Source organism: Pseudomonas sp. S04 (genome assembly GCF_009834545.1).
GTDB lineage: Bacteria > Pseudomonadota > Gammaproteobacteria > Pseudomonadales > Pseudomonadaceae > Aquipseudomonas.
In genome coordinates, this window is the sequence record NZ_CP019427.1 from 3,563,990 (window position 1) to 3,590,499 (window position 26,510).

29 protein-coding genes are annotated in these 26,510 nt (G+C 60.7%); 16 read left to right on the forward strand and 13 right to left on the reverse strand.

The window, feature by feature from the left end; all coding sequences use genetic code 11:
• Positions 1-90: 90 nt before the first annotated feature.
• The gene (locus PspS04_RS15670; RefSeq protein WP_159996415.1) at positions 91-786 is read right to left on the reverse strand and encodes a winged helix-turn-helix transcriptional regulator; all 696 of its coding nucleotides are present in this window, start codon (positions 784-786) and stop codon (positions 91-93) included.
• 103 nt (positions 787-889) lie between these two features.
• Here PspS04_RS15670 and PspS04_RS15675 point away from each other — a divergent pair, with 103 nt between their 5' ends.
• Complete coding sequence (locus PspS04_RS15675) at positions 890-1,831, forward strand: carbon-nitrogen hydrolase family protein (protein WP_159996417.1); 942 nt, start codon at positions 890-892, stop codon at positions 1,829-1,831.
• A 71-nt stretch (positions 1,832-1,902) separates the two neighbouring features.
• On the forward strand, positions 1,903-2,337 hold the full coding sequence (locus PspS04_RS15680; RefSeq protein ID WP_159996419.1) for a GFA family protein: 435 nt from the start codon (positions 1,903-1,905) through the stop codon (positions 2,335-2,337).
• Between the two features lie 61 nt (positions 2,338-2,398).
• On the opposite strand, the gene PspS04_RS15685 is transcribed toward PspS04_RS15680, so the two are convergent.
• Positions 2,399-3,373, reverse strand: coding sequence for a TerC family protein (locus PspS04_RS15685; protein ID WP_159996421.1), 975 nt, complete (start codon positions 3,371-3,373; stop codon positions 2,399-2,401).
• Positions 3,374-3,641: 268 nt separating this feature from the next.
• Here PspS04_RS15685 and PspS04_RS15690 point away from each other — a divergent pair, with 268 nt between their 5' ends.
• On the forward strand, positions 3,642-4,559 hold the full coding sequence (locus tag PspS04_RS15690; protein ID WP_159996423.1) for a universal stress protein: 918 nt from the start codon (positions 3,642-3,644) through the stop codon (positions 4,557-4,559).
• A 33-nt stretch (positions 4,560-4,592) separates the two neighbouring features.
• Here the strand turns inward: PspS04_RS15690 and PspS04_RS15695 are convergent, their stop codons facing one another.
• Positions 4,593-5,036: a tautomerase family protein gene (locus PspS04_RS15695; RefSeq protein WP_095169143.1), complete on the reverse strand. Its 444-nt coding sequence runs from the start codon at positions 5,034-5,036 to the stop codon at positions 4,593-4,595.
• 95 nt (positions 5,037-5,131) lie between these two features.
• On the opposite strand from PspS04_RS15695, the gene PspS04_RS15700 reads away from it, so the two are divergent.
• Positions 5,132-6,106, forward strand: coding sequence for a GlxA family transcriptional regulator (locus tag PspS04_RS15700; protein WP_095169142.1), 975 nt, complete (start codon positions 5,132-5,134; stop codon positions 6,104-6,106).
• 98 nt (positions 6,107-6,204) lie between these two features.
• Here the strand turns inward: PspS04_RS15700 and PspS04_RS15705 are convergent, their stop codons facing one another.
• From PspS04_RS15705 to pstS, 6 genes are all read right to left on the reverse strand, one after another.
• Positions 6,205-6,840 (reverse strand): hypothetical protein, encoded by a 636-nt coding sequence (locus tag PspS04_RS15705; RefSeq protein ID WP_159996425.1) that lies wholly within the window; start codon positions 6,838-6,840, stop codon positions 6,205-6,207.
• Positions 6,840-7,538: a hypothetical protein gene (locus PspS04_RS15710; RefSeq protein WP_159996427.1), complete on the reverse strand. Its 699-nt coding sequence runs from the start codon at positions 7,536-7,538 to the stop codon at positions 6,840-6,842. Before PspS04_RS15710 ends, PspS04_RS15705 begins: the two co-directional genes overlap by 1 nt.
• Before the next feature lie 100 nt (positions 7,539-7,638).
• The gene (pstB, locus tag PspS04_RS15715; protein WP_045058436.1) at positions 7,639-8,400 is read right to left on the reverse strand and encodes a phosphate ABC transporter ATP-binding protein PstB; all 762 of its coding nucleotides are present in this window, start codon (positions 8,398-8,400) and stop codon (positions 7,639-7,641) included.
• A 76-nt stretch (positions 8,401-8,476) separates the two neighbouring features.
• Positions 8,477-9,370 carry a phosphate ABC transporter permease PstA gene (pstA, locus tag PspS04_RS15720; RefSeq protein ID WP_095169167.1) on the reverse strand — a complete coding sequence of 298 codons (894 nt, stop codon included), beginning with the start codon at positions 9,368-9,370 and terminating at the stop codon, positions 8,477-8,479.
• Positions 9,370-10,335: a phosphate ABC transporter permease subunit PstC gene (gene pstC, locus PspS04_RS15725; protein ID WP_159996429.1), complete on the reverse strand. Its 966-nt coding sequence runs from the start codon at positions 10,333-10,335 to the stop codon at positions 9,370-9,372. The genes pstA and pstC overlap by 1 nt, the downstream gene beginning before the upstream one ends.
• A gap of 75 nt (positions 10,336-10,410) precedes the next feature.
• A complete protein-coding gene (pstS, locus tag PspS04_RS15730) occupies positions 10,411-11,442 on the reverse strand; it encodes a phosphate ABC transporter substrate-binding protein PstS (RefSeq protein WP_159996431.1) in 1,032 nt (343 codons plus the stop codon).
• A gap of 180 nt (positions 11,443-11,622) precedes the next feature.
• Between pstS and ppk2 the strand changes: the two genes are divergently transcribed.
• Positions 11,623-12,540, forward strand: a complete 918-nt coding sequence (gene ppk2 / locus PspS04_RS15735; protein ID WP_095169136.1) for a polyphosphate kinase 2 — start codon at positions 11,623-11,625, stop codon at positions 12,538-12,540.
• 281 nt (positions 12,541-12,821) lie between these two features.
• Here the strand turns inward: ppk2 and katG are convergent, their stop codons facing one another.
• The gene (katG, locus tag PspS04_RS15740; protein WP_159996433.1) at positions 12,822-15,101 is read right to left on the reverse strand and encodes a catalase/peroxidase HPI; all 2,280 of its coding nucleotides are present in this window, start codon (positions 15,099-15,101) and stop codon (positions 12,822-12,824) included.
• Positions 15,102-15,491: 390 nt separating this feature from the next.
• Here katG and PspS04_RS15745 point away from each other — a divergent pair, with 390 nt between their 5' ends.
• Positions 15,492-16,091 carry a hypothetical protein gene (locus tag PspS04_RS15745; RefSeq protein ID WP_159996435.1) on the forward strand — a complete coding sequence of 200 codons (600 nt, stop codon included), beginning with the start codon at positions 15,492-15,494 and terminating at the stop codon, positions 16,089-16,091.
• A gap of 127 nt (positions 16,092-16,218) precedes the next feature.
• Here the strand turns inward: PspS04_RS15745 and gstA are convergent, their stop codons facing one another.
• Positions 16,219-16,848 carry a glutathione transferase GstA gene (gstA, locus tag PspS04_RS15750; RefSeq protein WP_095169130.1) on the reverse strand — a complete coding sequence of 210 codons (630 nt, stop codon included), beginning with the start codon at positions 16,846-16,848 and terminating at the stop codon, positions 16,219-16,221.
• A gap of 120 nt (positions 16,849-16,968) precedes the next feature.
• Between gstA and PspS04_RS15755 the strand changes: the two genes are divergently transcribed.
• Together PspS04_RS15755 and PspS04_RS15760 are read left to right on the forward strand one after the other, a co-directional pair.
• Positions 16,969-17,331 (forward strand): winged helix-turn-helix transcriptional regulator, encoded by a 363-nt coding sequence (locus tag PspS04_RS15755; protein WP_159996437.1) that lies wholly within the window; start codon positions 16,969-16,971, stop codon positions 17,329-17,331.
• Between the two features lie 95 nt (positions 17,332-17,426).
• Complete coding sequence (locus PspS04_RS15760) at positions 17,427-17,927, forward strand: GNAT family N-acetyltransferase (protein WP_159996439.1); 501 nt, start codon at positions 17,427-17,429, stop codon at positions 17,925-17,927.
• Between the two features lie 7 nt (positions 17,928-17,934).
• On the opposite strand, the gene PspS04_RS15765 is transcribed toward PspS04_RS15760, so the two are convergent.
• Positions 17,935-18,309 (reverse strand): c-type cytochrome, encoded by a 375-nt coding sequence (locus PspS04_RS15765; RefSeq protein WP_159996441.1) that lies wholly within the window; start codon positions 18,307-18,309, stop codon positions 17,935-17,937.
• 66 nt (positions 18,310-18,375) lie between these two features.
• Complete coding sequence (locus tag PspS04_RS15770; RefSeq protein ID WP_159996443.1) at positions 18,376-19,335, reverse strand: GlxA family transcriptional regulator; 960 nt, start codon at positions 19,333-19,335, stop codon at positions 18,376-18,378.
• A gap of 153 nt (positions 19,336-19,488) precedes the next feature.
• Here PspS04_RS15770 and PspS04_RS15775 point away from each other — a divergent pair, with 153 nt between their 5' ends.
• The 8 genes from PspS04_RS15775 (at position 19,489) to PspS04_RS15810 (ending at position 26,509) form a co-directional block, all read left to right on the forward strand.
• Entirely contained in the window at positions 19,489-20,037 is a 549-nt protein-coding gene (locus tag PspS04_RS15775; RefSeq protein ID WP_159996445.1) for a thioesterase family protein, read from the forward strand.
• A gap of 75 nt (positions 20,038-20,112) precedes the next feature.
• On the forward strand, positions 20,113-20,784 hold the full coding sequence (locus PspS04_RS15780) for a GntR family transcriptional regulator (RefSeq protein ID WP_095169124.1): 672 nt from the start codon (positions 20,113-20,115) through the stop codon (positions 20,782-20,784).
• A 114-nt stretch (positions 20,785-20,898) separates the two neighbouring features.
• Positions 20,899-21,831: a 4-hydroxyproline epimerase gene (locus PspS04_RS15785; RefSeq protein WP_095169123.1), complete on the forward strand. Its 933-nt coding sequence runs from the start codon at positions 20,899-20,901 to the stop codon at positions 21,829-21,831.
• Positions 21,828-22,943, forward strand: coding sequence for an NAD(P)/FAD-dependent oxidoreductase (locus PspS04_RS15790; protein ID WP_159996447.1), 1,116 nt, complete (start codon positions 21,828-21,830; stop codon positions 22,941-22,943). The genes PspS04_RS15785 and PspS04_RS15790 overlap by 4 nt, the downstream gene beginning before the upstream one ends.
• Positions 22,936-23,172, forward strand: coding sequence for a (2Fe-2S)-binding protein (locus PspS04_RS15795; protein ID WP_159996449.1), 237 nt, complete (start codon positions 22,936-22,938; stop codon positions 23,170-23,172). The genes PspS04_RS15790 and PspS04_RS15795 overlap by 8 nt, the downstream gene beginning before the upstream one ends.
• On the forward strand, positions 23,169-24,425 hold the full coding sequence (locus PspS04_RS15800; RefSeq protein ID WP_159996451.1) for an NAD(P)/FAD-dependent oxidoreductase: 1,257 nt from the start codon (positions 23,169-23,171) through the stop codon (positions 24,423-24,425). Before PspS04_RS15795 ends, PspS04_RS15800 begins: the two co-directional genes overlap by 4 nt.
• A gap of 74 nt (positions 24,426-24,499) precedes the next feature.
• Positions 24,500-25,249, forward strand: a complete 750-nt coding sequence (locus PspS04_RS15805; RefSeq protein ID WP_159996453.1) for an AraC family transcriptional regulator — start codon at positions 24,500-24,502, stop codon at positions 25,247-25,249.
• Between the two features lie 441 nt (positions 25,250-25,690).
• The gene (locus tag PspS04_RS15810) at positions 25,691-26,509 is read left to right on the forward strand and encodes an ABC transporter substrate-binding protein (protein ID WP_095169118.1); all 819 of its coding nucleotides are present in this window, start codon (positions 25,691-25,693) and stop codon (positions 26,507-26,509) included.
• Position 26,510: the final 1 nt, after the last annotated feature.

Sequence of the window (26,510 nt, forward strand, 5' to 3'; positions counted from 1 at the left end):
CTGAGTGTCCGTTTCTGGCCGATTGCTGCCCGATACTACAGGCAGAAATCGGTCAGAAGTGAACGTTCGAGCGCTTGCTTTTCTCGATGGCTATTGCAATGGCCCGATTGCAGCGCTGCGGGTCCCGGCGAACGCACTCGTGCCAAGCCAGCGCCATAGGTTTTGCGCATCCTGTACAGCCCCGTCTACACGCAGTTCTTGCGACTGAAGAACCTCCTTTGGTGTTCGGTCGCCCGCCCAGACCTCAGTTAACGCGCGCACGCTAGAGTCCACGACGAGGGTCAGCTCGCGTCCGGGATCGTCGCGGCACAGATCTGCCACACCGTGTTCGACCACCAGCCACCAATCTTGCTCGCCGGCCCGCGCGTCGCGGAATCTGAAATGGATGACCACTGTCCTGGGTGGGAACATCTCGATGCGTGCGAACCGGCGCACGTCCCACATGAGCAAGCCCGCGTCGAGTTCGTTATCGCGAAGGCGACTGCCTATCCAACGCGCGCCCCAATGGCCAAGCGCCATAATGATCGGGCGCAACTCCTCGCCGGCCTCAGTCAGGCTGTACTCCCAGACGTTGCCTGTGGCCGTGCGATGTACGACACCGATATCTTCCAAGTGGCGCAACCGCTGTGCCAGCAAGCTGGTGGACATCCGGGGTACGCCTCGACGCAATTCATTGAAGCGCTTACTGCCGCATAGCAGCTCGCGCACGACCAAAGGCGTCCAGCGCTCACACAGTGCTTCAGCACCGCGCGCGACGGTGCAGAACTGACCGTAGCTTTCGTCCATCGCCTGTACTCCGCAACTAAACGCTTCAGATTCTGAACTAGTCGCGCGACGTCGCCGCGCGCACGCTGAACTCCTCGATAGCCCACCGCCACAGGAGAACGTCATGACCAAGATAGCCATCATTCAGCGCCCGCCAGTGCTGCTCGATCGCAGCGCGACGATCGCTCGAGCCGTGCAATCGGTCGCGGAAGCTGCGCAGGCGGGAGCCTCGTTGATTGTGTTGCCCGAATCGTTCATTCCCGGTTACCCGTCGTGGATCTGGCGGCTAGCGGCGGGAAAAGACGGCGCGGCAATGGGCCAGTTGCATACGTGCCTGCTGGCGAACGCCGTTGATATCGCCAACGGTGACCTGAAGGAATTGTGCGAGGTCGCCAGCGCTCACGCCGTGACAATCGTGTGCGGCATCAATGAATGCGAGCGGCATAACGGAGGCGGCACGCTATATAACAGCGTAGTCGTTATCGGTACCAACGGCGAAGTACTGAACCGCCATCGCAAGCTGATGCCAACGAACCCCGAGCGCATGGTCCATGGTTTCGGCGATGCGTCGGGGTTGCGTACGGTCGATACACCCGTCGGCCGCATCGGTACGCTCATCTGCTGGGAAAACTACATGCCCCTGGCGCGCTATTCTTTGTATGCACAGGGCGTGGAAATCTACGTCGCCCCCACGTACGACACCGGCGAGGGCTGGATTAGCACGATGCGTCACATTGCACTCGAAGGCCGTTGCTGGGTGCTCGGCAGCGGTACGTCGCTGCGCGGTAGCGACATTCCTGATGACTTCCCATCTCGTGCGCAACTGTTTCCCGATCCGCAAGAGTGGATCAACGACGGCGACTCGGTGGTGGTCAACCCTCAAGGCCGCATCGTGGCCGGCCCATTACACCGAGAGATGGGCATTGTGTATGCGGACATCGATGTCTCGCTCGTGGCGCCAGCACGGCGGACGCTTGACGTCACCGGGCACTATGCGCGCCCTGACATTTTCCAACTGCAGGTTCGACGCACGCCAGCAACTGCGGTGCACTACATTGACGGGTGAAGCCCGCTAACACGTTGACGGCCCCTCCCCACTCCGGCGGCAGCCGTAACCACTGATCAAGGAGTCATTCCATGAGCATAGAAAAGTCTTACAAAGGCCGTTGTTTTTGCGGCGCAGTCGAGTTCACCGTCAGCGGTGAACCGGCCGCCATGGGCTATTGCCATTGCGAGTCGTGTCGACATTGGTCAGCGGGGCCGGTCAACGCGTTCACACTGTGGAAACCCGAGGCAGTGCAAGTCACTCGGGGTGCTGAGAGCATTGGCACCTACAACAAGACACCGCGCAGTTATCGCAAATGGTGCAAGCAGTGTGGCGGGCACCTCTTCACCGAACACCCGGAAATGGGGCTCATCGACGTGTATGCCGCGCTGATCTCGGATCTCGCGTATTCGCCAAGCGTCCACGTCCACTATCAGGAGACCAGACTGCCCATCAAAGATGGGCTGCCCAAGCTCAAGGATGTCCCCAGCGAATTAGGGGGATCGGGCATCAGCGTGGACGAATAGAGTTCGCACGGTAGCGTGGGGCGTGCCAACCTCGCTTGGTTACGCCCTCGCCTCACATTCATCATTGCTCTGGCGTAACTCGGGTTTTGCCCTGCGTCAAAGTCAGGCTCAACAGGACCGAAATCAACAGAATGCCGCCGACCATGGCCAGCGACCATTGAACTGGCAGATGCCACCACGGCGCGACCAGCATCTTGCTGCCGATGAACACCAGTACGACGGCCAGGCCATATTTGAGCAAGTGGAAACGGTAGGCCATGTCGGCAAGCAGAAAATACAGTGCGCGCAGGCCCATGATGGCGAAAATGTTGGAGGTGAACACGATGAAGGGGTCGGTGGTCACGGCGAAGATCGCCGGGATGCTGTCGACCGCGAACACCAGGTCACTGGCCTCGATCAGGACCAGCACCAGGAACATCGGCGTCGCCCAGCGCAGGCCGTTCTGGCGCACGAAGAAGCGCTCGCCGTGAAAGCCGTCGGTGATCCGCAAATGGCTACGTAGCCAGCACAGCAAAGGGTTTTTATCGAGATCGGGTTGCTGGTTGGCGAAGATCAGCATCTTGACGCCGGTGATAACCAGGAAAGCGCCAAAGACATACAGCAGCCAGGCAAACTCCTGCACCAGCCAGGCACCGGCGAAAATCATCCCGGCGCGCATGATGATGGCGCCGAGCACGCCATAGAGCAGGACGCGGCGCTGCAACTCTGGCGGCACGGCGAAATAGCCGAAGATCATCACGAAAACGAACATGTTGTCGATCGACAGCGACTGCTCGATCAGATAGCCCGTGAGGAATTCGAGCGTTGTACGCTGGGCCACTTCGGCGCCGAACTGGCTGCGCAGATACCACCAGAGCAGCCCCGCGAAGACCAACGCCAAACTGCTCCAGGCGATGACCCAGGACAGCGCTTCACGCACCGAAACACGATGCGCCTTGCGCCCGCCGAAGACGAAAAGGTCCAGCGCCAGCATGGCGAGAACGAATCCGATGAAGGCGGCCCACATCCAGGACTGGCCGACGCTGATGGCGGTCATTCAACTATCCAGGTTTGGTCGATACTCATGCAGAGCGGCGCGATTACTCGCCTAATGTCAGTGATCATGCTATCGGGCATGTCGCAACAACAAAAATCGTTTATTCGTGGCTTGTTGTTCGTTTTTTCCGAAGTATTAAAGCCGGCAGTGCAGGCCTATATTGAATAGTGTCGATCCAGTTAGTTGACGCGTTAAGAGATCGCCAAGGGTGGACAAACGACAGTGCTGGGGGCACTAGCGGATAACCCAGAATGTTTGGAGGTGCCACATGAGGAAGTATCAACAACTCTTTCTGATCGCAGGTTCAACCATGCGTCACTCGCCAGCGATGGAGCGGGCAATCGCACTGGCCGATGCCACCGGTGCAGCGCTGCATATCGCGGTGTTCATCGAAGACTTCGACCATATGCGGTTAATGAGCAACAGCGAACAACTGCATGAGCGTTGCCGGCAGGAGAACCAGCAGTGGTTGGCGGATGAGGCCGAACTCATGCGCAGCAAGGGCATCAATGTGACCACCGAAGTTGCTTTGACCCGCGACCCGCTGCAAGAGATCCTTGAACATGTGGCTCAAATGCAGCCCGACCTGGTGATCAAGGACGTCCATCATGAATCAGCGCTCAAGCGCGTATTCGTCACGCCTTTGGATTGGCAGTTGTTGCGCGATTGTCCGACGCCTGTACATCTGGTCAGCGAAGTCAGGTGCCCGCTTCCTCGGGTGATAGTGGCCGCGGTTGATCCATCGCATCCAGAGGGACAGATCCGCGCAATCAACGACAGCATCATTCAGGCGGCGAACGAATTGGCGGCACAATGTGCTGCTCAGGTGCACCTGCTGTATGCCTATGAACTGACACACACCCATTTCTCTGATGCAGGTGCTGGTGCCGTGACGATGCCAGGCTTCAGCAACGACGTGCGGCGGTCACTTGAGAAGTGCTTCGTTGCCCTGGCTGAACGATACGGCGTGCCACCTGAGCGCCAACACTTTATTGCGGGGCCGCCCACCAAAGCGATGGTCGACTTTGCGACGCATACGCGAGCGGATGTCTTCGTCATGGGAAATACCCATCACCAAGGGGTGGCCAAGCTGCTTGGCAGTACCACGGAGCATGTCCTGTATCAGGTGCCCTGCAGCGTTTTGGCCATCAAGGTAGAAGGAGCAAGGAAAGCGGCCCGATGCTGACTACAATGTTGCGCTTTTGGGAATGCCATGACCCTACTGAGCGAGATGTCCATATCCAGCCGCGCGGGTGAAGTCGGCCAACTGCCAAACATCACCGTTCGCCCCCCACGTGCCATCAACCACATCCTGGATTTGTATTGAGGTCAGCAATTGGCGTTGATCGTCCGGTGCAAGGCTCGATTTTATTGCTCCGTGCAGTCCACGCACGTAGCGCTGGCGCATCGGTGCATCAAGAACGCCGGCAGGCACCTTGACCATGACAATGCAGGGGACAACATGGGCATGAGGACCCACGCCTCCACACAGCCAATTATCTGCCTGGACTTCTTCGATAAGCACCCAGCACAAAGCACGCTGCTGTGGGGCGTCACCCATCTGTTCATTATCCATCGCCACGTCACTCACGCTGCGGAGCAGTTGTTGGCGCTGAGTCGGATTGAACGCTTCGGTAGGCACCTTGATCAGGATGTTCGGCATGACAAAACCTCGTTGTTATCTGGAGGCGCCATTGAACCCGTTCCTTGCGCTCAGGATAAGTGACCGATTCGTCTTCTTTCGGGCATAATCGGACAATGTACGATTTCACTATTGTGGTCATTCCCGGGGCGTTCGCCTCAAGTGTCGCGGCCACTCTGGATATCCTTTCCACCGCTGCGACACTTGCAGTGCGGCAAGGTTTTGCTGTGCCACGCTGGCGAGTGTGTGGACCACGGCCAGGGCTGATTCCCCTTGGGCAAGGTATGCTCCTGCAGGTCGACGAACTGACTACAGACGTCGAGGACAATTCCTGCTGGGTTATTCCCGGCCTTGGTATCAGCGATGTCGACGCGCTGCGCAACCGTCTTGAGGAAGACTGGGTACTTCAAACACTGCCCGCGCTGAGGGCACATGCGGCCCAAGGCAAGGACATTGCAGCTTCATGCTCGGCGGTTTTTCTGCTGCATGCCGCTGGATTGCTGAAAGGCCGACAGGTTACGACCACATGGTGGCTCGCCCCACAGTTGTCGAGCATCGCGCCTGACTGCCTCGTCGACCCCAATGTCATGGTTCTCTGCGATCCACCTCTGACAACCGCTGGTGCCGCCTTCGCGCAGACCGACCTGATGCTACATCTACTGCGCAGGCGCCTATCACCCGAACTCGCCGACTATGTGGGCAAGATCCTTCTACTCGATGGTCGACAGTTGCAGTCTCCGTTCATCAACCCCGCGATCATGGCCCTGGGCAATTCGCTTGTCGCCAACCTCACCACCTACATAGAAGCACGGCTGCCCTATCCGCCCAGTGTCCCGAGTCTTGCGGCATACGCCGGCATGTCTGAGCGAACGTTGTCCCGCCACCTTCGAAAAGCAACCGGTCTTTCAACCCAGCATTTGATCCAGCGTGTGCAGTTGCACAGGGCCCGCGTGCTGCTGGAAACCAGCAGATATTCCGTTGAATCTATCGCCGAGCAGGTGGGCTACCAGGATGCCACGGCCCTACGGCGTCTGATGCGCCGCCTGTTGAACGTTTCGCCAAAACAACTGCGCCCGTCAGCGGGCATCTGATACATGGCAAAATTGCTGCGTGAGCCTGTCCGTCTAGCGGAGGGGGTTCAAGGTGGCGCTCTGGACGAAATGGCGTTGGATCGTGGATGTATCGAAACTCAAGAAGACAATACTTGCGAGTGTTGTTGTGCTGGGGCCTCGTGTCTGAGCGATTGCTGCCAGGTTAGCTGCTCCCGAACTTTAGCTACTGCATCCAAGACGCTCTGTGCCCAGTTCTCATCTTCAGGATGCACGACAACCACGCGAAAACCGTGATCATGCCCTTCAGTCCGCACGCCGTCGGAATCATCGACATGCAAGTCGATATCGAAGGCTGGCGGAAATTTCGAGGGCGAGTTCGCAAGCCCATGCGCCGTCAGGGCGTGGTAATGCCGAACACTGTTGACCACACCGTCGACGCGGATACCGTAGAGCAATAGCCAACGCCGGATGTAGGACGGAGTGCGGCCGGACGAGGTGTAGACCCAGATGCTGCAACCCTGGCGACGTAACTCTCGGGTCAGGGAACGCGTTCCGATACGCAACGGCTCCCCCAGCCAACGATGAACACAGGCCGGCAGCCAGCTTTTTTCAACGGCGCAGTGGTGCAGTTTGCAAGCCAGCGTGTCATCAATATCGAACGAAATCCGTATGCGCTGACGTCTGAACACGTGCATCGGGATGACACACTGGATTGCTTGCCATACCCGGCTACCGGAAGTTCGGCATTTTGCGAGCGTTGGATACCAGTTCATCAATGCCCTCTCTGATAGACGGGCGAGGGTTTGTCGCTCAGGAAAAATCTCATTGAGTCAGGCGCCTGCTCTTCCAGGAAAGCTGCATACTTTTTCTTGATCTTGGGCAATTCGTACAATGCCTTGACACCATGCTTGGCGGAGTTTCGTATGACCGATGACGGGTTGAAGTAACCCTCGGCGTTGTCCAGTGCCAACACGAACGGCGGCAGTCCTGCGCGCATCAGCAAGTAGCTGACGATCAGTGACCCGCTGCGGTTATTGCCTTCAATGAACAATTGCGGCTTGCTGAGGATACGTACATAGACACCGGCCGCACGCTTCCAGACTGATTCGCTGCGATACGCGCCGTACCAATTGTATAAGTCCTTGATTCCTCCCTCTACATTGTTGAAGAAGTGCTCCTCAGTCGCAGCAAGGTGCTGGGCATACTCCCGTCGGCGCGCTGGGTTTCGACCGCAGAGAACGGTGGCATTGATTTCCAGCATCAGGTTCAGTTGCTGAAGATCAAACAAGTCGACGCCTCTTGCAACGTAGTCGTCGATCAGCGCATAGCCCTCGAGCACATTGTGCAGCACTTCATCAGTCAAGGGGTCACGCGCCTCTGTAAAGTGCCTGCTTAGCTCGGCAAAGCGGCTTTGCACCTCACGCAGTGCGTGCTCAATCGCTGGCAAATCAAGACGGCGCGTTGCAGACATTGGCAATCCCGAGAGACGGTAGAAAAGAAGGAAAAACGACCGGACGCCTCCAAAGCACTTTGACTTTTGGGGACATGCGGCCTTGACCGGACGGTGTTACTTAACTGAATTTCCCGCTGATGTAGTCCTCAGTCATTTGTTCGCGCGGGCTGCCAAAAATCTGGGTCGTTGGGCCCATCTCAACTAGATAGCCGGTGCGCGTACCCTGAGAAATATCCACCGAGAAAAAAGCCGTCGTATCGGCAACACGGATCGCCTGCTGCATATTGTGGGTCACCAGAGCAATGGTGTAATCCTTCTTCAACTCGACCATCAACTCCTCGACCCGGCGGGTGGCGATCGGATCAAGCGCCGAACAGGGTTCATCCAGTAACAGCACTTCCGGTTCGGTTGCGATAGCGCGGGCGATACATAGCCGTTGTTGCTGCCCACCGGAAAGTGACAGGCCGCTGACCTTGAGCTTGTCCTTGACTTCATCCCACAGTGCGGCGCCTTGCAAGGCGTGCTTTACGCGGTCGCCCAGATCACCTTTGTAGCGATTGAGGCGCAGGCCAAATGCAACATTGTCGAAAATGCTCATCGAGAACGGGTTCGGCTGTTGAAATACCATGCCGATGTAGCGGCGCACGACCACCGGATCAACGCCCTTGCCGTAGACGTCTTGCCCGAGGAAATGCACATGACCCTCAAAGCGAAAGCCTTTGACCAAGTCGTTCATCCGATTGAGGCTGCGTAGCACGGTGCTCTTGCCACAGCCGGAAGGACCGATGAAGCCAGTGATCTTGTTTTTTTCGATCGGCACATGGCTGTCACGTACCGCCATGAAGTTGCCATAGAAAATCTTGTCCAGTTTGCAGTCCATGACCACAGGCGCTTTGGTGACAACCGGAGCGGCTTTTTGCGCAATTGATACGTTCAAAATTCAGATGCTCCCGCTCTCAATACTTGGGCTTGCCGAAAATACGGCTGATAACGTTCACGACCAACACGATCATCACCAGCACCAGCGAGGCCGCCCATGCGAGTTCAAGTTGGTTATCGAAGGGCATGCCGGAGAAGTTGTAAATCAGCACGGCAAGCGATGCCGTCGGATTCATCACCGCAAGGCTGCCATCGTGGTAGATCCAGTAGTTGCTGAACAGCGCGGTAAACAACAACGGCGCTGTCTCACCCGCGGCGCGTGCCACGGCCAGCATCACGCCGGTGAGGATCGCCGGCAGGCCGGTAGGCAAGACGATTTTCCAGATCACCTGCGAGCGGGTGCAGCCCATACCATAGGCGGCATCCTTCATGATTTTGGGCACCATGCGCATCGACTCTTCGGCTGTCAGCACGACAATGGGCAGCATCAGTACCGCCAGGGCCACACCACCCGCAGGTGCCGAGTAGGTACCAGTGGTCATCACCACCAGGGCATAGGCAAATACCCCAGCCAAAATGGAAGGCAGTCCTGTGAGCATCTTTGCGGCAAAACGCGCAGCGTTTGCCAGCTTGCTGTCTGGCCCCAGTTCAGCCAGGAAGATGGCCGCCATGATGCCGACCGGCACCGCGATTGCGGCCGCGATACCGACCATGACAAAGGTGCCTGCCATCGCGTTGCCGAAGCCACCGCCAGTCTCGAAACCCGTCGGCGGCAGCTCGGTAAACACCTCCAGGCTCAGACGAGCCCCTCCACGCATAATCAGCATGTAGAGCACGGAAATCAGCGGCACGCTGGCAAGTAGAGCGCCGCCCCAAACCAGCGTGGTCAACACCAGGCTGCGCAGGGCGCGACCTTCAAACTTACGCTGAAGGCTTGGCAAATCGGTTATAGGGGAAGTGAGGTCAGTCATCATTTAGTACCACGTTGGGCATAGACCATAATCATGGAACCGATGATGTTCACCAGTAGCGTGATCAGCATCAGCACCAGTGCGGCGTACATCAAGACCTCGATCTCGTTTGGCCCGGCTTCAGGGAAATTCAGCGCCAGCAAGGCCGCCAGCGTATTGGCCGGAGCAAACAGAGAAAGGGAAATATTGTTCGCGTTGCCTACCAGCATGGCCAGGGCCATGGTTTCACCCAGCGCACGGCCCAGACCCAGTACCAGGGAGCCGAAGATTCCAGTGGCGGCGGATGGCACCATCACCTTGAGAATCGCTTCCCAATGGGTGGTTCCCATGCCATAGGCGGCCTGCTTGGTTTTCATCGGCACGCCGGTGAGGGCGTCCTGCGAGACAGCGGCGATGGTGGGCAGAATCATGATGGCCAGCACTAATGCCGCAGGGAGCAGTCCCGGCCCGCTCAAGGACGTGCCGAAAAAAGGTATCCAGCCCAGCTCGCTGTTCAACCACGCCGTCAGCGGGCGAATCGCCGGAATCACCACATAGATCCCCCACAGCCCATAAACCACGCTGGGAATGGCGGCGAGCAATTCGACAATGGTGCGAAAAACGGCGGCAAGCTTGGCGGGCAGAAAATCCTGGGTCAGGAAAATCGCCATGCTGACGCCGAAAAAACCAGCAATCACCAGGGCGATCAGGGCGCTGTAGAGCGTGCCCCAAATGGCGGGCAGAATGCCGTACTTGCCTTGATTTACGTCCCAGACAGTGCCGAAAACGACGTCCAGACCGTGCTTGTCCATGCCCGGAATAGCCTTGCGCCCCACCTCAAATACCAGCGCAAACACCAACGCCAGAACGAGAACCACGCCTATGCGTGAGAGCGCACGGAAGGTGCGATCCACCAGATAGTCCTTCGTAGAAGGTGGTTGGCAGGCAGAGTCCGGGTTAACCGGTACGACAAAAGGTTTGTTCATTGGTTAATTCCGGAACAGGGGGAGGAACTCTCCCGGCATGAGTGACATGCACATACCGAAAGAGACTCACGAGCGTTACTGGATGTTGGCGGAAGCTTTACGAACCTGGTCGATGACCGATTGTGGCAAGGGGATGTAACCCATTGAGTCGGCAATTTTCTGCCCCTCGGTCAGGCTGTACTCGACCATTTCGCGCATGGCCTTGGCCTTAGCCGGATTCTCGTTCTGCTTGCGGAAGATCATCCAGGTATAGGAAGTGATCGGGTAGGATTTGGCGCCGTCCGGATCAGGCAACCAGGCCACCAGGCTCTCCGGCATCTTCACCGCCGCCAGAGCCTCGGCACCACTTTCGGCGTTTGGTACAACGTACTGGCCGGCTTTGTTCTGCAGTTGGGCAAAGTCAACCTTGGCCAGCTTGGCAAAGCCGTATTCGATGTAGCCAATGGCGCCCGGGGTCTGGCGTACGGTGGCGGTCACACCATCATTCTTGGGTGATTTGATGAATTTGTCGCTGGCAGGCCAGTTGACGGTGTTGCCCTCACCCAGCGTCTGCTTGAACTCTTGATTGATCGCCGCCAGGTGCTTGGTGAACACCGCAGTGGTACCGCTGGAGTCTGCGCGCACGACCACGGTGATCGGCGTGTCGGACAGTTTCAGGTCCGGGTTGGCTGCGATGATCTGCGGATCGTTCCAGCGAGTGATCTTGCCGAGAAAAATGTTGGAGTAAACGTCGCGTGGCAGTTTTAGCCCCTTAGGGTTGCCCGGCAGGTTATAGGCCAGCACGATTTCACCCGCCGTCATCGGCAGTAACTGAGCACCCTCGGCGACCTTGGCAATGTCTTCGTCTTTCATGGCCGAGTCACTGGCAGCGAAATCAACGGTTTTGTTCAGGAAGTCCTGTACACCCGCACCACTGCCCTTGGATTGGTAATCCACCGTGACACCTTCGGTTTTCTTGCTGAAATCTTTGAACCAAGTGAGGTAGATCGGTGCCGGGAAACTGGCTCCGGAACCTGTTAGGCGGACGCTCTCACCAGCGAAAGCCACCGAGGTGGCACAAAGAGAAACCGTAATAGCGAGCGCAGCAGACTTCATCAAACATTTCATTAAAAAACTCCTTGTCATGACGGGCTCAGGGAGTCTGCGATAATCCTGTTACGTTTTTATGAAAGACGATGGCAAAACACTAGCCAGCCCCCATACCGCCGCCGCAATGCCTTCTGATGTAATTACTCCGTAACAAATTGCGAATAAGACTTTTCCATCCCTTACGACGGAATTTCTCCCATGTTCTCAACTGAAGAGACCCTGATACAGCGCATCCACCGCGAGCTGCTTGATCACAGTGACGAAGAACTGGAACTGGAATTATCCGAAGACGGGCACGACCTGAATGCACTGTTCGATGAACACGCTCAGGAAGGAAGTGCACGGGAGGCCCGACGACTTTACTTCAGCGAACTGTTCCGCCTGCAAGGTGAGCTGGTGAAGCTGCAAAGCTGGGTCGTCAAGACTGGCCACAAAGTAGTGATCCTGTTCGAAGGGCGCGATGCCGCCGGCAAAGGTGGCGTGATCAAACGCATCACCCAACGACTCAATCCACGGGTATGCCGTGTCGCGGCCCTGCCTGCGCCGAACGACCGCGAACGCACGCAATGGTATTTCCAGCGCTATGTTTCGCATCTGCCAGCAGCGGGCGAAATCGTGTTGTTCGACCGAAGTTGGTACAACCGCGCCGGGGTCGAAAAGGTCATGGGGTTTTGTGATGACGATCAGTACGAAGAGTTTTTCCGTACAGTGCCAGAGTTCGAGCGGATGCTCGCTCGCTCCGGTGTACAACTGATCAAATACTGGTTCTCAATTTCCGACCAGGAACAGAACTTGCGTTTTCTCAGCCGCATTCACGACCCGCTCAAGCAGTGGAAACTCAGCCCAATGGATCTGGAGTCCCGTCGGCGTTGGGAGGCCTATACCAAGGCCAAGGAGATCATGCTCGAACGCACTCACATTGCCGAAGCGCCGTGGTGGGTGGTGCAGGCTGATGACAAGAAGAAAGCGAGGCTCAACTGCATTACCCATCTACTGGCGCAAATGCCCTATGAGGAGGTGGAACTACCGGTGATCAATTTACCGCAACGTGAGCGGCAGGAAGACTACTTCCGGAGTCCAACGCCAGCCGAAATAATCGTGCCTCAGGTTTACTGATATTCATTACCGGATTGTTGTATCAGCTTTGCGAGTGACTGCACTGGCGTGCAACAAATGAAGCCGAATAGATCTCTGAATACCTGTCGAAAGCGACAGACGCCCGAATCAACCACAGCCAACCGGTCGACGGTCCTAGGCCTAGCAAAGCAGCTCGGCCACCAAGACTGGACCATGATCGCCAAGGTGTATGGTCGCTGGATGCCCTCCGCTGATGTAGGAGCCGGAGGGCAGCCGAGGCACTTCCAACGGGTATTACCAGGGTTCTGCCAACCTCCCTTCTAGACGCCGCGATCTAACTCGAATCGATCCAGGTTCATCACCTTGGTCCAGGCCGCCACGAAGTCCTTGAGGAACGCCTGTTGGCCGTCGCTGCTGGCGTACACCTCCGCCAGCGCACGCAGTTGCGCGTTGGAGCCGAAGACCAGGTCGACGCGGGTGGCGGTCCATTTCACTGCCCCGCTATTACGGTCGCGGGCTTCGAAGGTCTCGTTGCTGTCCGAGGTGGGTTTCCACTCCACGCCCATGTCCAACAGGTTGACAAAAAAGTCGTTGCTCAGGGTTTGCGGCCGTTGGGTGAAGACACCGTGGGCGGTGTGGCCGACGTTGGTGTCGAGCACGCGTAAGCCGCCCACCAGGGCAGTCATTTGCGGTGCGGTGAGGGTCAGCAACTGCGCCTTGTCGATCAGCAACGCCTCCGCCGACACCCGGTAACGGGTCTTGAGGTAGTTGCGAAAGCCATCGGCGATCGGTTCGAGGAAGCCGAACGACTCGACATCGGTCTGCTCCTGGCTGGCATCCATGCGCCCCGCAGTGAACGGCACCGTCAGGCTGTGCCCGGCGTTTTTTGCCGCCTGCTCGATCCCGGCGCTGCCGCCCAGGACAATCAGGTCCGCCAGGGAGATTTTCTTGCCGCCGGCCTGGGCGTTGTTGAACTCGCGCTGCACGGCTTCGAGTTTGCCCAGCACCTGGGACAGTTGCTCGGGTTGATTGGCCTGCCAGAACACCTGTGGCGCCAGGCGCAGGCGTCCGCCATTGGCGCCGCCGCGTTTGTCCGAGCCACGGAAGGTCGAGGCCGCGGCCCAGGCGGTGGACACCAGTTGCGCCACGCTCAGGCCCGAGGCCAGGATTTTACCCTTGAGCGCGGTGACATCGCTGTCGTCGACCAGGGCGTGGTCAAGCGCAGGAATCGGGTCTTGCCACAGCAGCTCTTCGTTGGGCAGTTCCGGGCCGAGGTAGCGCGAGAGCGGGCCCATGTCGCGATGGATCAGCTTGAACCAGGCGCGGGCGAAGGCGTCGGCCAGTTGCTCGGGATTGTCGAGGAACCGACGCGAGATTTTTTCGTAGATCGGGTCGAAACGCAGGGCCAGGTCCGAAGTGAGCATGCTCGGGTTGCGCCGTTTCGAGGGGTCATGGGCATCGGGAATGGTCCCGGCACCGGCACCGTTTTTCGCCGTCCACTGGTTGGCGCCCGCCGGGCTTTTGCTTGGCTCCCAGTCGAAACCAAAGAGGTTTTCCAGGTAGTTATTGCTCCAGCGGGTCGGTGTGGTGGTCCAGGTCACTTCCAGCCCGCTGGTGATGGTGTCGCCGCCCTTGCCGGTGCCGAAGGTGCTTTTCCAGCCCAGGCCCTGCAACTCAAGGCCGGCGGCTTCCGGTTCGGCGCCAACATGATCGGCTGGGCCTGCGCCGTGGGTCTTGCCGAAGGCGTGGCCACCGGCGATCAGGGCCACCGTTTCTTCATCGTTCATGGCCATGCGCGCGAAGGTTTCGCGGATGTCCTTGGCCGAAGCCAATGGATCCGGATTGCCCTCGGGGCCTTCCGGATTGACATAGATCAGGCCCATTTGCACAGCGGCGAGCGGGTTCTCCAGGTTGCGCCCCTGGTCGGTGCGGCTCTCTTCCTCGCCATGCAGCTCAGGCTCGGCCACCAGGGTGCCGTCGCCAGGTTCCTGCATCGGTTCCTGATCCTTGCCATAGCGTGTGTCACCGCCCAGCCACTTGTTTTCCGAGCCCCAGTAGACATCTTCATCGGGTTCCCAGACGTCCGCTCGCCCGGCGGAAAAACCGAAGGTCTTGAAGCCCATGGACTCCAGCGCGACGTTGCCGGTGAGGACGATCAGGTCGGCCCAGGAGATGTTTTGCCCGTACTTCTGCTTGATCGGCCACAGCAGGCGGCGGGCCTTGTCGAGGCTGACGTTGTCCGGCCAACTGTTGAGCGGGGCAAACCGCTGCTGCCCGGAACCCGCCCCGCCCCGGCCGTCACCGGTGCGGTAGGTGCCTGCGGCGTGCCAGGCCATGCGGACAAACAGCGGCCCGTAGTGGCCGAAGTCCGCCGGCCACCAGTCCTGGGAGTCGGTCATCAGTGCGTTGAGGTCTTGCTTGAGCGCCGCAAAGTCGAGGTTTTTGAAAGCCTGGGCGTAGTTGAACCCCGGGTCCAGCGGGTCGGACAGCGAAGAGTGCTGGTGCAGGATGTTCAGGTTCAGTTGGTTCGGCCACCAGTCGCGGTTCTTCGTGCCACCGCCAGCGGCGTGATTGAACGGGCATTTCGATTCAGTTGCCATGTGTGAGCTACCTTTGGTCGAATTCATCCAGCTATTCGGCCCGGGATGGGCGCGATATAGCGACGAGCGAAATCAATGACATAGGCTGCAGGGCCGAGAGCTCGATCAACCGATCGGGAGGGTCACACGGCAAAACATGCGCGCGGCAAGCAGCTTGCCGGCAACGGTGACCAACGTTAGGCCTGGTAAACGTGCAACGTCTTCCTGTCTCCTAGTCAGCGCTAATCCGGCCGGCTCGCGCCAGCGCAGGATTAAGGCTAGTCCCCAGTCATGGACAGGGCAAATAGCGCCAGTATTGCTTGGCGATAGAGATAATCTTTTATCCGCGCCCATAACGCCGTGCAAGCATCAAGGCTGTCAGCGTTCTGCTGTACGGGCGAGGTCCCGACCATGAATACGCGCGCATGCTCCACGGCATTCCACGAAGCGGGCCATGCCTTGGCTTTCTGGTGGAATGGCCGGCCTATCGAACGGGTCACCGTTCGCACCCCGGCCGAAGCCGCCAGCGGCCCGATGCTGGATCTGCACGGCAATCTGCAGCAGGTCGAGGGCCTGGTAGAAGCCAGTTATTTTGTCCTGCGTCCGTCCGCCGAGGCCCCCGGGGTGGCGGAATACCTGCCGTCGATGGTGGAGTGGATCGAGCGTGACCTGCTCAACTGTTTTGCCGGCCCGATAGCTGAAGCGATCTACCAGCAAGCACCGCCCGAGCAGTGCTTCAAGGGTGGAGGCCGAGGGGACTGGCTGCGGGGCGAAGAGTTGATTAGCCTGCTGCCTGCGCGAAAGTTGCTCGACGCCCACTCCCGCGCTATCGCCCGCTCCCACTGCCTGCTGCAGCGCTATTGGCCGGCTGTCAGCACGCTGGCGCAGCGACTACAAACCCAGGGCACGCTAGACGGGCAAACCATCACCGCACTGTTGTGGGAGCTCAGCGGTGAATCCCCCGAGCGCCGCGATCACACCCTGGCGAGCCTCGACCGGCCTGGCGGTTGATTGCCTGCTTGTAGGAGCGGGTGCCCGCTTGCGGCCTGCTCGCGAAAAACCTGAGAGCGGCGCATTTACTCAGGAAGCACGCGTCATCGTTGACGACCATCGCGGGCAAACGGAGCGCTCCCACCACTCATTCCAACCCCTCCTGCAACAGCGCCCGCCTCACCGCCGGCCGCTGATAGACCCGGGCGTACCACCCCTCGAGATGGCTCAATCCGTCGAAGTGAATATCGGCCTTGTAGTAAGAGCGCAACCACCCCGCCTGGCCCCAACCGATGAGGGCAAACAGGTAGGCATCGGCGACCGTGAACCGCTCGCCGAGCAAATACTCACGGTCCGCCAGTTGCTCGTCGATCCAGGCAAAACGCTGTTCAAGCTTGGGCTTGGCGGTGTCCACATACTTGCCGGCCAACCCGGCATACAGCAACGGGATGAAGCCTTTGTGGATCTCCGAGGAGAGAAAACTCAACCACTCCTGCAACCGGTACCGCGCAAGCGTGCCATTGGCGGGTGCCAGCGCGGATTCGGGCCGCTGATCCGCCAGGTACTGCACAATCACCGGCCCCTCTCGCAACCGCGTGCCATCGTCCAACTCCAGGATCGGCACATAGCCCAGCGGGTTGACCTGCAGATAATCACCTTCGCCCACCACCGTGTGCTGGCGGTGATCGACCTTGAGCAACTGGACGTCCAGCCCCAGTTCATTAATCACGATATGCGGCGACAGCGAGCAACTACCGGGGATGTAATACAGCTTCATGGGCGACTTCCAAAAAGGGTGAAGCCACATTCTTGGCGATCAGGTATATAAACGGAAGAAGGCACTTTTTTATCATCTAGGTACATAAAATATACCTGCCCGCACCCTGAGGAAGGCTCGATGAAACACAACGTGACCGGCTGCTCCGTCGAAGAATCCATGCGCCTGCTCGGTGGCCGCTGGCGCTTGCTGCTGGTGTCCTACCTGCTCGATGGCCCCAAGCGCTTCAATCAACTGCGCCGTGACGTCCCCGGGATCTCCCAGCGGATGCTGACCCTGGACCTGCGCGCCCTGGAAGACGTCGGCCTGGTCAAACGCACGGTGTACCCGAGCGTCCCGGTCAAAGTCGAATATGAACTGACCGAAGACGGCAACCGCCTGCGCCCGGTGGTGGCGGTGATGCAGGAATTTGGTGTGTGGCTCAAGCTCAGCGGCCGCGCACGGATGCCAGTGGAGACTGCAGGACTGGCAGCAGAGGGATGAACCCTGGCTGTGGCAAACTGCGGCTCGATCGGCACAGCACCACTCGTCACTCACCATTCAACAGCAGGACTGCTCAAGCAAGGAGAAACAAGCCAATGCCAACCGTGCGCGTTCGCCCACTGCTCAAGACTGACATTCCAGCCTTGCTCAGATTTGAAATCGCCAACCGCGACTGGTTCGAATCGCAGATCGATCCGCGCGCCGCTGACTTCTACTCAGTGCCGGGGATTACCGCGCACGTCGAGGACTATCTGCGCGGGTTTGCCGAAGGGACCTGGCAGCCCCTGGTGCTCGAAGAAGCCACGCAGGGCATTGTCGGGCGGGCCAACCTGAAAGATATCGACTCGACCCTGGGCTGTGCAGAGGTCGGTTATCGGATCGATCACCGCTTCTGCGGCCAGGGCCTGGCCACCCTGGCCCTGCGGCAACTGATCCACCAGGCCCGCGAGCGCTGGCAACTGCAGCATCTGCTGGCGGATGTGTACAAACGCAATGTCGGCTCAAGCAAGGTGCTTGAACGCTGCGGATTTGTCCTTGATCCACGACCCGCCGCAGACCCACGCAAGCTCGATTACCGCCTGGTCCTGGGGTGCTGATGGGCGGTCACTGCGCCTGGAAGGTCTGCAGGTAGGCCAGCAGGTTGTCGATTTTCTGCGGATCGCTCAGGCCCCAGAAAATCATGCGGGTGCCCGGCACGACTTTTTTCGGCGCCTCCAGATAGGCGGTGAGGGTTTCGCGGGTCCAGACGAGGTTGGCCGCGCGCATGGCGTCGGAGTACTGATAATCCGTGGTGCTCGCGCTGGGGCGGCCGAAAATCGAGTTCAGTTGCGGGCCGAACGAGGCGCGCGCCGATTCGCCGACCTGATGGCAGCCGCCGCAAATGCGGCTGAACAGCTTCTCGCCGGCCGGCACATCGCCCGCGGCCCAGGCGCCGGTGCTGAGCAGCCAGGCGAGCGTCAGTGCTACGGTGTTCTTCATCCTGTGGATCCCATCGGTTATTGCTGACCAGCAGTGTGGGCGGCTATTGGAGCACGCGACCCGGCCTCAGCCCAGTCTCGGCTGAAATTTCTTGCGGTAGGCCGCCGGCAACAGGCCAACCCGTTGCTGGAACAGTCGGCGAAAAGAATTGCCATCGGCGTAACCCACCGCGTAGGTGATGCTGTCCAGGGTCATGCGGGTGGATTCCAGCAGCTGCTTGGCCTTTTCCAGGCGCAGGGTCTGCAGGTAGGCAATGGGCGTAGAGCCGGTGGCTTCCTTGAAGCGCCGCTTGAAGTTGCGCACCCCGAAGCCGAATTGCCGGGCGATGTCGTCGATCAACAGCGGCTGGGCAAAACGCTCCTCCAGCCACTCCTGGACCCGCAGGATCTCGCCATCGCCATGGTTCTTGGGCAAGGACCACAGCGCGTACACCGTTTGCTCGCGGCGCACGTTATCGATCAGCAGGTACTTGCCACAGGTGTGAGCCAGCTCCAGTGAGGCAAAGCGGCGGACCAGGTGCAGCAGCAGGTCAATCGCCGCACTGGCCCCTCCGCTGGTGATCAACTGCTGGTCTTCACAGATCATCTGGTCCTCGTCGAGATCGACTTCGCGGTAACGCCGGCGCATGTAGTCGGCAAACGCCCAATGGGTGGTGGCGCGCCGACCATCCAGCAAACCGCTCTCGGCCAGCATGAACGATGCGGTGCAAATCGACGCCATCACGGCGCCCTGCTGGTGCTGTTGCCGCAGCCACGGCCCATAGACGGCGAAGGTCGGCAAGGCATCCTTGAGGGTGAAGAGGAACCCGGGAATCAGCACCAGGTCGGTGCGGTGGATCTCGGCCAGCCCATGATCGACCCGCAACATCTGCCCTCCCCCAGCGGCAACAGGAGCGCCATCGAGCGAAGCGCTGACCACCTCGAATGGCGGACTGTCGCTGAACAGGTTGGCCGCATTCAGCACTTCCAGGGCAATGGTGGCGGCGGCGGCAGAACAGTGCTCGGCCAGTAGCAGGGTGATATGCATGGAGGACTCGTTTGCGCTTTTCGCATGGTTTAAGTCATTTGTGCACCTAGCTTAGCCGATTGGCCAGCTCTACAGTGCAGCGATTGTTTTCCTGGCTCCCGGTTCCGGGAATACGCTTTCGCTGGCCAACCAGCTCCATAAAAGGTACCCCGTATGAATCTGTGGTTTCGCTTGCTGTGCATGCTGTTTCGTCGACCGTGGCGCCAACCGGTGAACGGCCTGGCCACCACCGTCGTGCGCATGCGCGTCTGGCCGCTGGACCTGGACCTCAACCGCCACGTCACCAACGGTCGCTATTTCACCCTGGCCGATGTCGGGCGCATGGACTACGTACTGCGCAGCGGGGCATTTCGCGTGGCCCTGCGGCACAAGGCGGTGCCGATAGTCGGTGATGTCTGGGGCAAGTTCCGCCGCGAGCTGAAGCTGTTCGAACGCTTCGAGATCCACACGCGGATACTCGCCTGGGACGCCAAATGGAATTTTATGGAGCACCGCTTCGTCAGCAACGGCCGGGTGGTGGGCGTGGTGGTGATGCGCGGGCTGTTCCGGTCCGGCAAAGGCACGGTAGCGCCCAGCGAGTTCGTCGAGGAGATAGGCCTGGCTCCGCAGTCACCGCCGCTGCCCGAGTGGTTGGCCGCCTGGTCCCAGAGCTGTGACGACCTGAGCCTGCAACTGCGCGACGAGGAACGGGTCACGGCCTGAGGTGCTGTGGGGTGAAAGGAAGAAAAACCGAATTTCGTATACCCTATAGCAACCTCATTCCGAAGATTCGCCGCCGTGACCCAATCCAGACTCAACGCTCCCGACCTAGGCAATACGCCTTCGACTTCGGAAATCATCACCCGCCATCTGCGCGACGCCATTGTCGCCGGGCATTTTGCCGAGGATGAGCCGATTCGTCAGGATGACATCGCGCGCCAGTTCAACGTCAGCAAGATCCCCGTGCGCGAAGCCCTCAAGCGCCTGGAGGCCGAAGGCCTGGTGATGTTCCAGCGCAATCGCGGGGCGATGGTCACGCGCATCTCCGATGCCGAGTTGGCGCAGATGTTCGAGGTGCGCATGTTGCTCGAAGACAAGGTGCTGCGCCTGGCCATTCCCAACATGACCGAAGCCACCTTCGCCCGGGCCGAGAGTATCTGCCAGGAGTTCATTGGCGAAGATGACGTCGGGCGCTGGGCCGAGCTCAACTGGCAACTGCACGCCTGCCTCTACGAGCCGGCGCAACGGCCCTTCCTGGTCAGCCTGATCCGCTCGGTCAACGACAAGCTGGAACGCTACCTGCGCATGCAGATGAGCCTGTCGGCCGGTAAGGAACGCGCCGACCACGAACACCGGGAAATCCTCGCGGCCTGCCGGGCCGGCGACGTCGACCTGGCGGTAAAGCTGCTCGATGAGCACATCGCCGGGGTCTGCCAGACCTTGTTCGAGCACCTGCCCCACGCCCATTGACTTTGCGCTGCACTGTGCCGATTTCGTCATCGGCAGCAGGTAAATCCATCAAGCCGGCACCCCGCTGCAAAGGCCACTCTTCTGTTCACTCATCTGAACGGACGTGGCCCTCCCATGAAACGCATCACCGTGATCGACTCCCACACCGGCGGCGAACCGACCCGCCTGGTCACCGCCGGCTTTCCTGACCTGGGCCGTGGCAGCATGGCCGAGCGACGCCAGCTGCTGGCCGAGCACCACGACCAGTGGCGCGCCGCCTGCGTCCTCGAACCACGGGGCAGCGATGTGCTGGTGGGAGCCCTGCTCTGTGAGCCAGTGGATCCGAGCGCCTGTGCCGGGGTGATTTTTTTCAACAACACCGGCTACCTGGGCATGTGCGGCCACGGCACCATCGGCCTGGTGGCGTCCCTGGCGCACCTGGGCAAGATCGGCCCCGGCGTGCACAGCATCGAGACCCCGGTGGGCACGGTGCAGGCGACCCTGCACGAAGACCAATCGGTGAGCGTGCGCAACGTCCCGGCCTACCGCTACCGCAAGGCGCTGGCGCTGCAGGTGCCCGGTATCGGCCAGGTGGTCGGCGATATCGCCTGGGGCGGCAACTGGTTCTTCCTGATTGCCGAACATGGCCTGGCCATCGCCGGCGACAATCTGGAGGCCCTCACCGCCTACACCTACGCCGTGCAGCAGGCGCTGGAAGTCCAGGGTATCCGCGGTGAAGACGGCGGCCTGATCGACCATGTCGAACTGTTCGCCGCCGACCAGGACGCCGACAGCCGCAACTTCGTGCTATGCCCCGGCAAGGCCTACGACCGCTCTCCGTGCGGCACCGGCACCAGCGCCAAATTGGCGTGCCTGGCGGCCGACGACAAATTGCCGCCCGGACAGATCTGGCGCCAGGCCAGTGTGATCGGCAGCCAGTTCGAAGGCTCTTATGAATGGCAGGGCGAACGCATTATCCCGACCATTCGCGGGCGGGCCTTCATCAGCGCCGAAGCCAGCCTGATCATCGAGCAGGACGATCCGTTCGCCTGGGGCATTCGCCCGTGAGCGAGGGCCAGGTAGCCGATGTGATCGTGATCGGTGCCGGCATCATCGGCGCCGCCTGTGCCCAGGCGCTGGCCCGACGTGGCTTGCGGGTGCTGGTGCTGGACGCCGGCCTGCATGGCGCCACGGCGGCCGGCATGGGCCACCTGCTGGTGCTCGACGACAACCCGGCCGAACTGGCCCTGAGTCAGTATTCCCTGCAACGCTGGCGTGAACAGGCGCCGGCCCTGCCCGACAGCTGCGCCTACCGCAGCAATGGCACCCTGTGGCTGGCGGCCAATGCCGAGGAAATGGCCGTGGCCCATGGCAAATTCCTCAACCTGCGTGCCCAGGGCGTGGCCTGCCAACTGATCGGCGCCAGCGACCTGCGCCGACGCGAACCCGAGTTGCGCGAGGGCCTGGAGGGCGGGCTGCTGATCAATGGCGACGGCATCCTCTATGCCCCCGCCACCGCCGACTGGATGCTGCAAACACCGAACATCCAGCAGCGTCGGGCACGGGTCAGCGAACTCGACGGCAACCGCGTGCGCCTGGAAGACGGGCAATGGCTGAGCGCTGCAGCGGTGGTGTTGGCCAACGGCGTGCAGGCCCCCGAACTGTGCCCGGAACTGCCGATCGAACCGAAAAAAGGCCACCTGCTGATCACCGATCGCTACCCCGGCACCGTCACCCACACCCTGGTGGAGCTGGGTTACGTCACCAGCGCGCACAACGCCAGCGGCCCGTCGACTGCCTGCAACATCCAGCCACGGCCGACCGGGCAATTGTTCATCGGCGCCTCCCGGCAGTTCGGCACCAGCGATCCGCAGGTCGAGGGCTGGATGCTCGCCAAAATGCTCAAGCGCGCCTGCGACTACATGCCAGGGCTGGCCCAACTCAATGGCATTCGCGCCTGGACCGGCTTGCGTGCGGCCAGCCCGGACGGCCTGCCGCTGGTGGGCCAGCACCCGCAACAACAAGGCCTGTGGCTGGCGGTCGGTCACGAAGGCCTGGGGGTGACGACGGCCCCCGGTACCGCCGACTTGCTGGTGGCGCAACTGTTCGACGAACCCTCGCCCCTGCCCGCCCAACCCTATCTGCCGCAACGTTTTCTCGGAGAGCCCGTGTATGCCTGAATTGATGCTCGACGGTCGCCGCCTGCAGGTCAACGAGGGCACCAGCGTGGCCGCCGCGCTGGCCCTGGGTGGCGACGGCTGCAGCCGCACCTCGGTCACCGGCCAGCGCCGCGCGCCAGTGTGTGGCATGGGCATTTGCCAGGAGTGCCGGGTGACCATCGACGGCCGCCGGCGCCTGGCCTGCCAGACCCTGTGCCGGGATGGCATGCAGGTGGAGACCCGCCCATGAAGCACTACGCCGACCTGCTGATCATTGGCGCCGGCCCCGCAGGCATCAGCGCCGCCCTGGCAGCCGCGCCCAGTGGCGCGCGCATCGTCCTGCTCGACGACAACCCGCTGCCGGGTGGGCAAATCTGGCGCGACGGCCCAGAGGCCCATCTGCCGCGCCAGGCCCGTAACCTACGGCAGCGCCTGGACGCCTGCAGCAACATCCGCATTCACTCCGCCACCCGGGTGATCGCCAGTAGCGGACCAAAACAGTTGCTGGTGGAAGACCCGGAGCATGGCTGGCTGATCGAGTACGACAAGCTGATCCTGTGCACCGGGGCCCGCGAATTGCTGCTGCCCTTCCCCGGCTGGACCCTGCCCGGCGTCACTGGCGCCGGCGGTCTGCAGGCGCTGATCAAGGGTGGCCTGCCGGTGCAGGGCGAAACCCTGGTGATCGCCGGCAGCGGCCCACTGTTGCTGGCCAGCGCCGCCAGCGCCAAACAACACGGCGCACATGTGCTGCGCATTGCCGAGCAGGCCTCGCGCAGTGCGGTGGCCGGGTTCGCCACACAACTGCCGCGCTGGCCGGCCAAGCTGCTGCAGTCGTTGCGCCTGTTCGATCCGCAGTACCGCACCGCCAGCCATGTGCTGGCCGCCTTGGGCAGCGATCGCCTGGAAGGGGTGCGTCTGCAACAGCAGGGCAAAATCGTTGAACTGCAATGCCAGCGCCTGGCTTGCGGTTTTGGCCTGATCCCCAATATTCAGCTAGGCCAGGCCCTGGACTGCGCCATCGACGGCCAGGCCATCGCCGTGGATGCCTGGCAGGCCTGCAGCCGTACCGATCATTACGCTGCCGGGGAATGCACCGGGTTTGGTGGCAGTGAACTGGCGCTGGTGGAAGGCGCGATTGCCGGACATGCAGCGGTGAACGAGCGCCAGGCGGCCCAGCAACTTTGGCCGCGTCGGGCGCGTTGGCAGGGATTCGCCAAGGCCTTGAACAACGCATTTGCCCTCGACCCGCAGCTCAAGACATTGGCCCAACCGGACACCCTGGTGTGCCGCTGCGAAGACGTACCCTATGCGGCGCTGACCGAACACCACGACTGGCGCTCGGCCAAGCTTGCCACTCGCTGCGGCATGGGCGCCTGCCAAGGCCGGGTCTGCGGCGGTGCGGTGCAGCACCTGTTCGACTGGCCGGCCGCGGCCCCCCGCCCACCCTTCAGCCCGGCGCGAATCGAGACCCTGCTGTGCCTGGATGAGCAGTCGGCGCCCTGAATCCCATGCCGGCACTTTGCGTTGGACCGCCTTGCCACTATGATCCTGAGGGTCGCCACCAGACCCTCAGCGCCATGTACCCCACCCTCAACAGCTTCAAACCCTGCGACCTGCCGACCTTGCTCAGCAGCCTGCAAGCGATAACGCCGCTGCTCGACTCCCTGGCGGACGTGGTGTTTTTCATCAAGGACCGCGAGGCCCGCTACGCCTTCGTCAACCAGACCCTGGCTCGGCGCTGCGGCAAAAAACACAGCGACGAGTTGCTCGGGCTTACCGCCGACAGGGTGTTCCCGGCACGCTTCGGCCCGCTGTACACCGAGCAGGATCGCCGGGTCCTGGCCAGCGGCCGGGAACTGTCCGACCAGCTTGAGCTGCACCTTTATTACGGCAACCAACCGGTCTGGTGCCTGACCCACAAACTCGCCTTGCGCGACCTGCAGGGGCAAATAGTCGGCCTGGCCGGCATTTCCCGCGACCTGCAACTGCCCCAGGCCAACCATCCGGCATTCCACAAACTCGCCGCGGTGGACGCCCATATCCGCAGCCACTTCGCCCGCCCCATCAGCCTCGCCGAACTGACCGCGCTCGCCGGGTTTTCCGTGGCGCAACTGGAGCGCCACTGCAAACGAGTGTTCCAGCTCACCCCACGGCAGATGATTCACAAGGCGCGGCTCGAGGAAGCTTCGCGACTATTGCTGGACAAAGACCTGCCCATCACCGAAATCGCCCTGCGCTGCGGCTACACCGACCACAGCGCCTTCAGCCGCCAATTCCGCGCCCTGACTAGTCTGTCGCCAAGCCAGTATCGCGATAACCAGCCCTAAACAGCTTGAGACCGCTATCGCGAGCAAGCTCGCTCCCACAGGTTTGGTGCCTGCAACATCTGCGAGCACTCGAAACCACTGTTGGAGCGGGCGCCCGCTTGCGGCCTGCTCGCGAAGAACCCCATTACGCCGCGCTGAATCAGGTGCCACGCGCTGTAGTTGCGGTGGAACATCCGACAGCTCTCTCCCCTTGCCCCAGGTGTTCCTAAAAGGGGCGTGCGCCCACCCATTGCTCCCATATGTAACACCGCCCCCCCACCTCACCCGACGGCCATGCTGTCACTCTGCCTCCAGCCAATTCGCCGCAGCACGCCTACCGCAAGGGCTGAGAAAAAAATCTGCTTTTACACTGGAAACAGGCACGTTGATTGCTATTGTTAATATCGTATACGAAATCCCCAATACGCTACCCAACAGCACTTCACCCATCACGAGGCCTCTATGAAAAACCCCGCATTTGCCGTAGCCCTCAGCGCTGTGCTCAGTACCTCCTTTATTGCCACCGCCCAGGCCGACAAGCTCGACGACATCGTCGGTTCGGGCAAGCTGCGCTGCGCCGTGACCCTGGACTTCCCGCCCATGGGTTTTCGCGATGAAGGTAACAACCCGGCGGGTTTCGACGTGGACTATTGCCACGACCTGGCGAAGATCCTCGGGGTCGAGGCTGAAGTGGTGGAGACGCCGTTCCCCGACCGGATTCCGGCGCTGGTCTCCGGGCGTGCCGACGTGATCGTTGCCTCCACTTCCGACACCCTGGAGCGGGCCAAGACCGTCGGCCTCACCGTGCCTTACTTCGCCTTCCAGATGGTGGTGCTGACCCGCGACAACACCGGCATCAACAGCTTCGACGACATCAAGGGCAAACCCGTCGGCAACACCAGCGGCACCTATGAAGCGATTGCCCTGGAAAAGGACGTGAAGAGCTGGGGCAGCGGCAGCTTCCGCGCCTACCAGTCGCAGAACGACACCTTGCTGGCGGTCGCCCAGGGCCACATCGACGCCACGATCGTGACCAACACAGTTGCCGCCGCGACCATTAAGTCGGGCAAATACAAGAACCTGAAAATCGCCGGCAACGCCCCCTACGTGATCGACTACGTGTCGCTGGGCGCCAAGCGTAACGAGTACGGCCTGCTCAACTACCTCAACCTGTTCGTCAACCAGCAGGTGCGCACCGGGCGCTACAAAGAGCTGTTCGTCAAATGGGTCGGCACCGAGATCCCGCCGACCAACCTGACCGTGCCTCAGGTCTACTACTAAG

Coding starts and splice junctions, on each gene's coding strand:
- gstA (WP_095169130.1), bottom strand. CDS start 16,848: ATGAAGCTGTATTACATCCCCGGTAGTTGCTCGCTGTCGCCGCATATC.
- PspS04_RS15810 (WP_095169118.1), top strand. CDS start 25,691: ATGAAAAACCCCGCATTTGCCGTAGCCCTCAGCGCTGTGCTCAGTACC.
- PspS04_RS15675 (WP_159996417.1), top strand. CDS start 890: ATGACCAAGATAGCCATCATTCAGCGCCCGCCAGTGCTGCTCGATCGC.
- PspS04_RS15770 (WP_159996443.1), bottom strand. CDS start 19,335: ATGCATATCACCCTGCTACTGGCCGAGCACTGTTCTGCCGCCGCCGCC.
- pstS (WP_159996431.1), bottom strand. CDS start 11,442: ATGAAATGTTTGATGAAGTCTGCTGCGCTCGCTATTACGGTTTCTCTT.
- ppk2 (WP_095169136.1), top strand. CDS start 11,623: ATGTTCTCAACTGAAGAGACCCTGATACAGCGCATCCACCGCGAGCTG.
- PspS04_RS15695 (WP_095169143.1), bottom strand. CDS start 5,036: ATGCCGAACATCCTGATCAAGGTGCCTACCGAAGCGTTCAATCCGACT.
- PspS04_RS15700 (WP_095169142.1), top strand. CDS start 5,132: ATGTACGATTTCACTATTGTGGTCATTCCCGGGGCGTTCGCCTCAAGT.
- PspS04_RS15800 (WP_159996451.1), top strand. CDS start 23,169: ATGAAGCACTACGCCGACCTGCTGATCATTGGCGCCGGCCCCGCAGGC.
- PspS04_RS15765 (WP_159996441.1), bottom strand. CDS start 18,309: ATGAAGAACACCGTAGCACTGACGCTCGCCTGGCTGCTCAGCACCGGC.
- PspS04_RS15710 (WP_159996427.1), bottom strand. CDS start 7,538: ATGTCTGCAACGCGCCGTCTTGATTTGCCAGCGATTGAGCACGCACTG.
- PspS04_RS15755 (WP_159996437.1), top strand. CDS start 16,969: ATGAAACACAACGTGACCGGCTGCTCCGTCGAAGAATCCATGCGCCTG.
- katG (WP_159996433.1), bottom strand. CDS start 15,101: ATGGCAACTGAATCGAAATGCCCGTTCAATCACGCCGCTGGCGGTGGC.
- PspS04_RS15745 (WP_159996435.1), top strand. CDS start 15,492: ATGAATACGCGCGCATGCTCCACGGCATTCCACGAAGCGGGCCATGCC.
- PspS04_RS15760 (WP_159996439.1), top strand. CDS start 17,427: ATGCCAACCGTGCGCGTTCGCCCACTGCTCAAGACTGACATTCCAGCC.
- pstC (WP_159996429.1), bottom strand. CDS start 10,335: ATGAACAAACCTTTTGTCGTACCGGTTAACCCGGACTCTGCCTGCCAA.
- PspS04_RS15690 (WP_159996423.1), top strand. CDS start 3,642: ATGAGGAAGTATCAACAACTCTTTCTGATCGCAGGTTCAACCATGCGT.
- pstA (WP_095169167.1), bottom strand. CDS start 9,370: ATGACTGACCTCACTTCCCCTATAACCGATTTGCCAAGCCTTCAGCGT.
- PspS04_RS15685 (WP_159996421.1), bottom strand. CDS start 3,373: ATGACCGCCATCAGCGTCGGCCAGTCCTGGATGTGGGCCGCCTTCATC.
- PspS04_RS15705 (WP_159996425.1), bottom strand. CDS start 6,840: ATGAACTGGTATCCAACGCTCGCAAAATGCCGAACTTCCGGTAGCCGG.
- PspS04_RS15680 (WP_159996419.1), top strand. CDS start 1,903: ATGAGCATAGAAAAGTCTTACAAAGGCCGTTGTTTTTGCGGCGCAGTC.
- PspS04_RS15795 (WP_159996449.1), top strand. CDS start 22,936: ATGCCTGAATTGATGCTCGACGGTCGCCGCCTGCAGGTCAACGAGGGC.
- PspS04_RS15775 (WP_159996445.1), top strand. CDS start 19,489: ATGAATCTGTGGTTTCGCTTGCTGTGCATGCTGTTTCGTCGACCGTGG.
- PspS04_RS15785 (WP_095169123.1), top strand. CDS start 20,899: ATGAAACGCATCACCGTGATCGACTCCCACACCGGCGGCGAACCGACC.
- pstB (WP_045058436.1), bottom strand. CDS start 8,400: ATGGACTGCAAACTGGACAAGATTTTCTATGGCAACTTCATGGCGGTA.
- PspS04_RS15670 (WP_159996415.1), bottom strand. CDS start 786: ATGGACGAAAGCTACGGTCAGTTCTGCACCGTCGCGCGCGGTGCTGAA.
- PspS04_RS15805 (WP_159996453.1), top strand. CDS start 24,500: ATGTACCCCACCCTCAACAGCTTCAAACCCTGCGACCTGCCGACCTTG.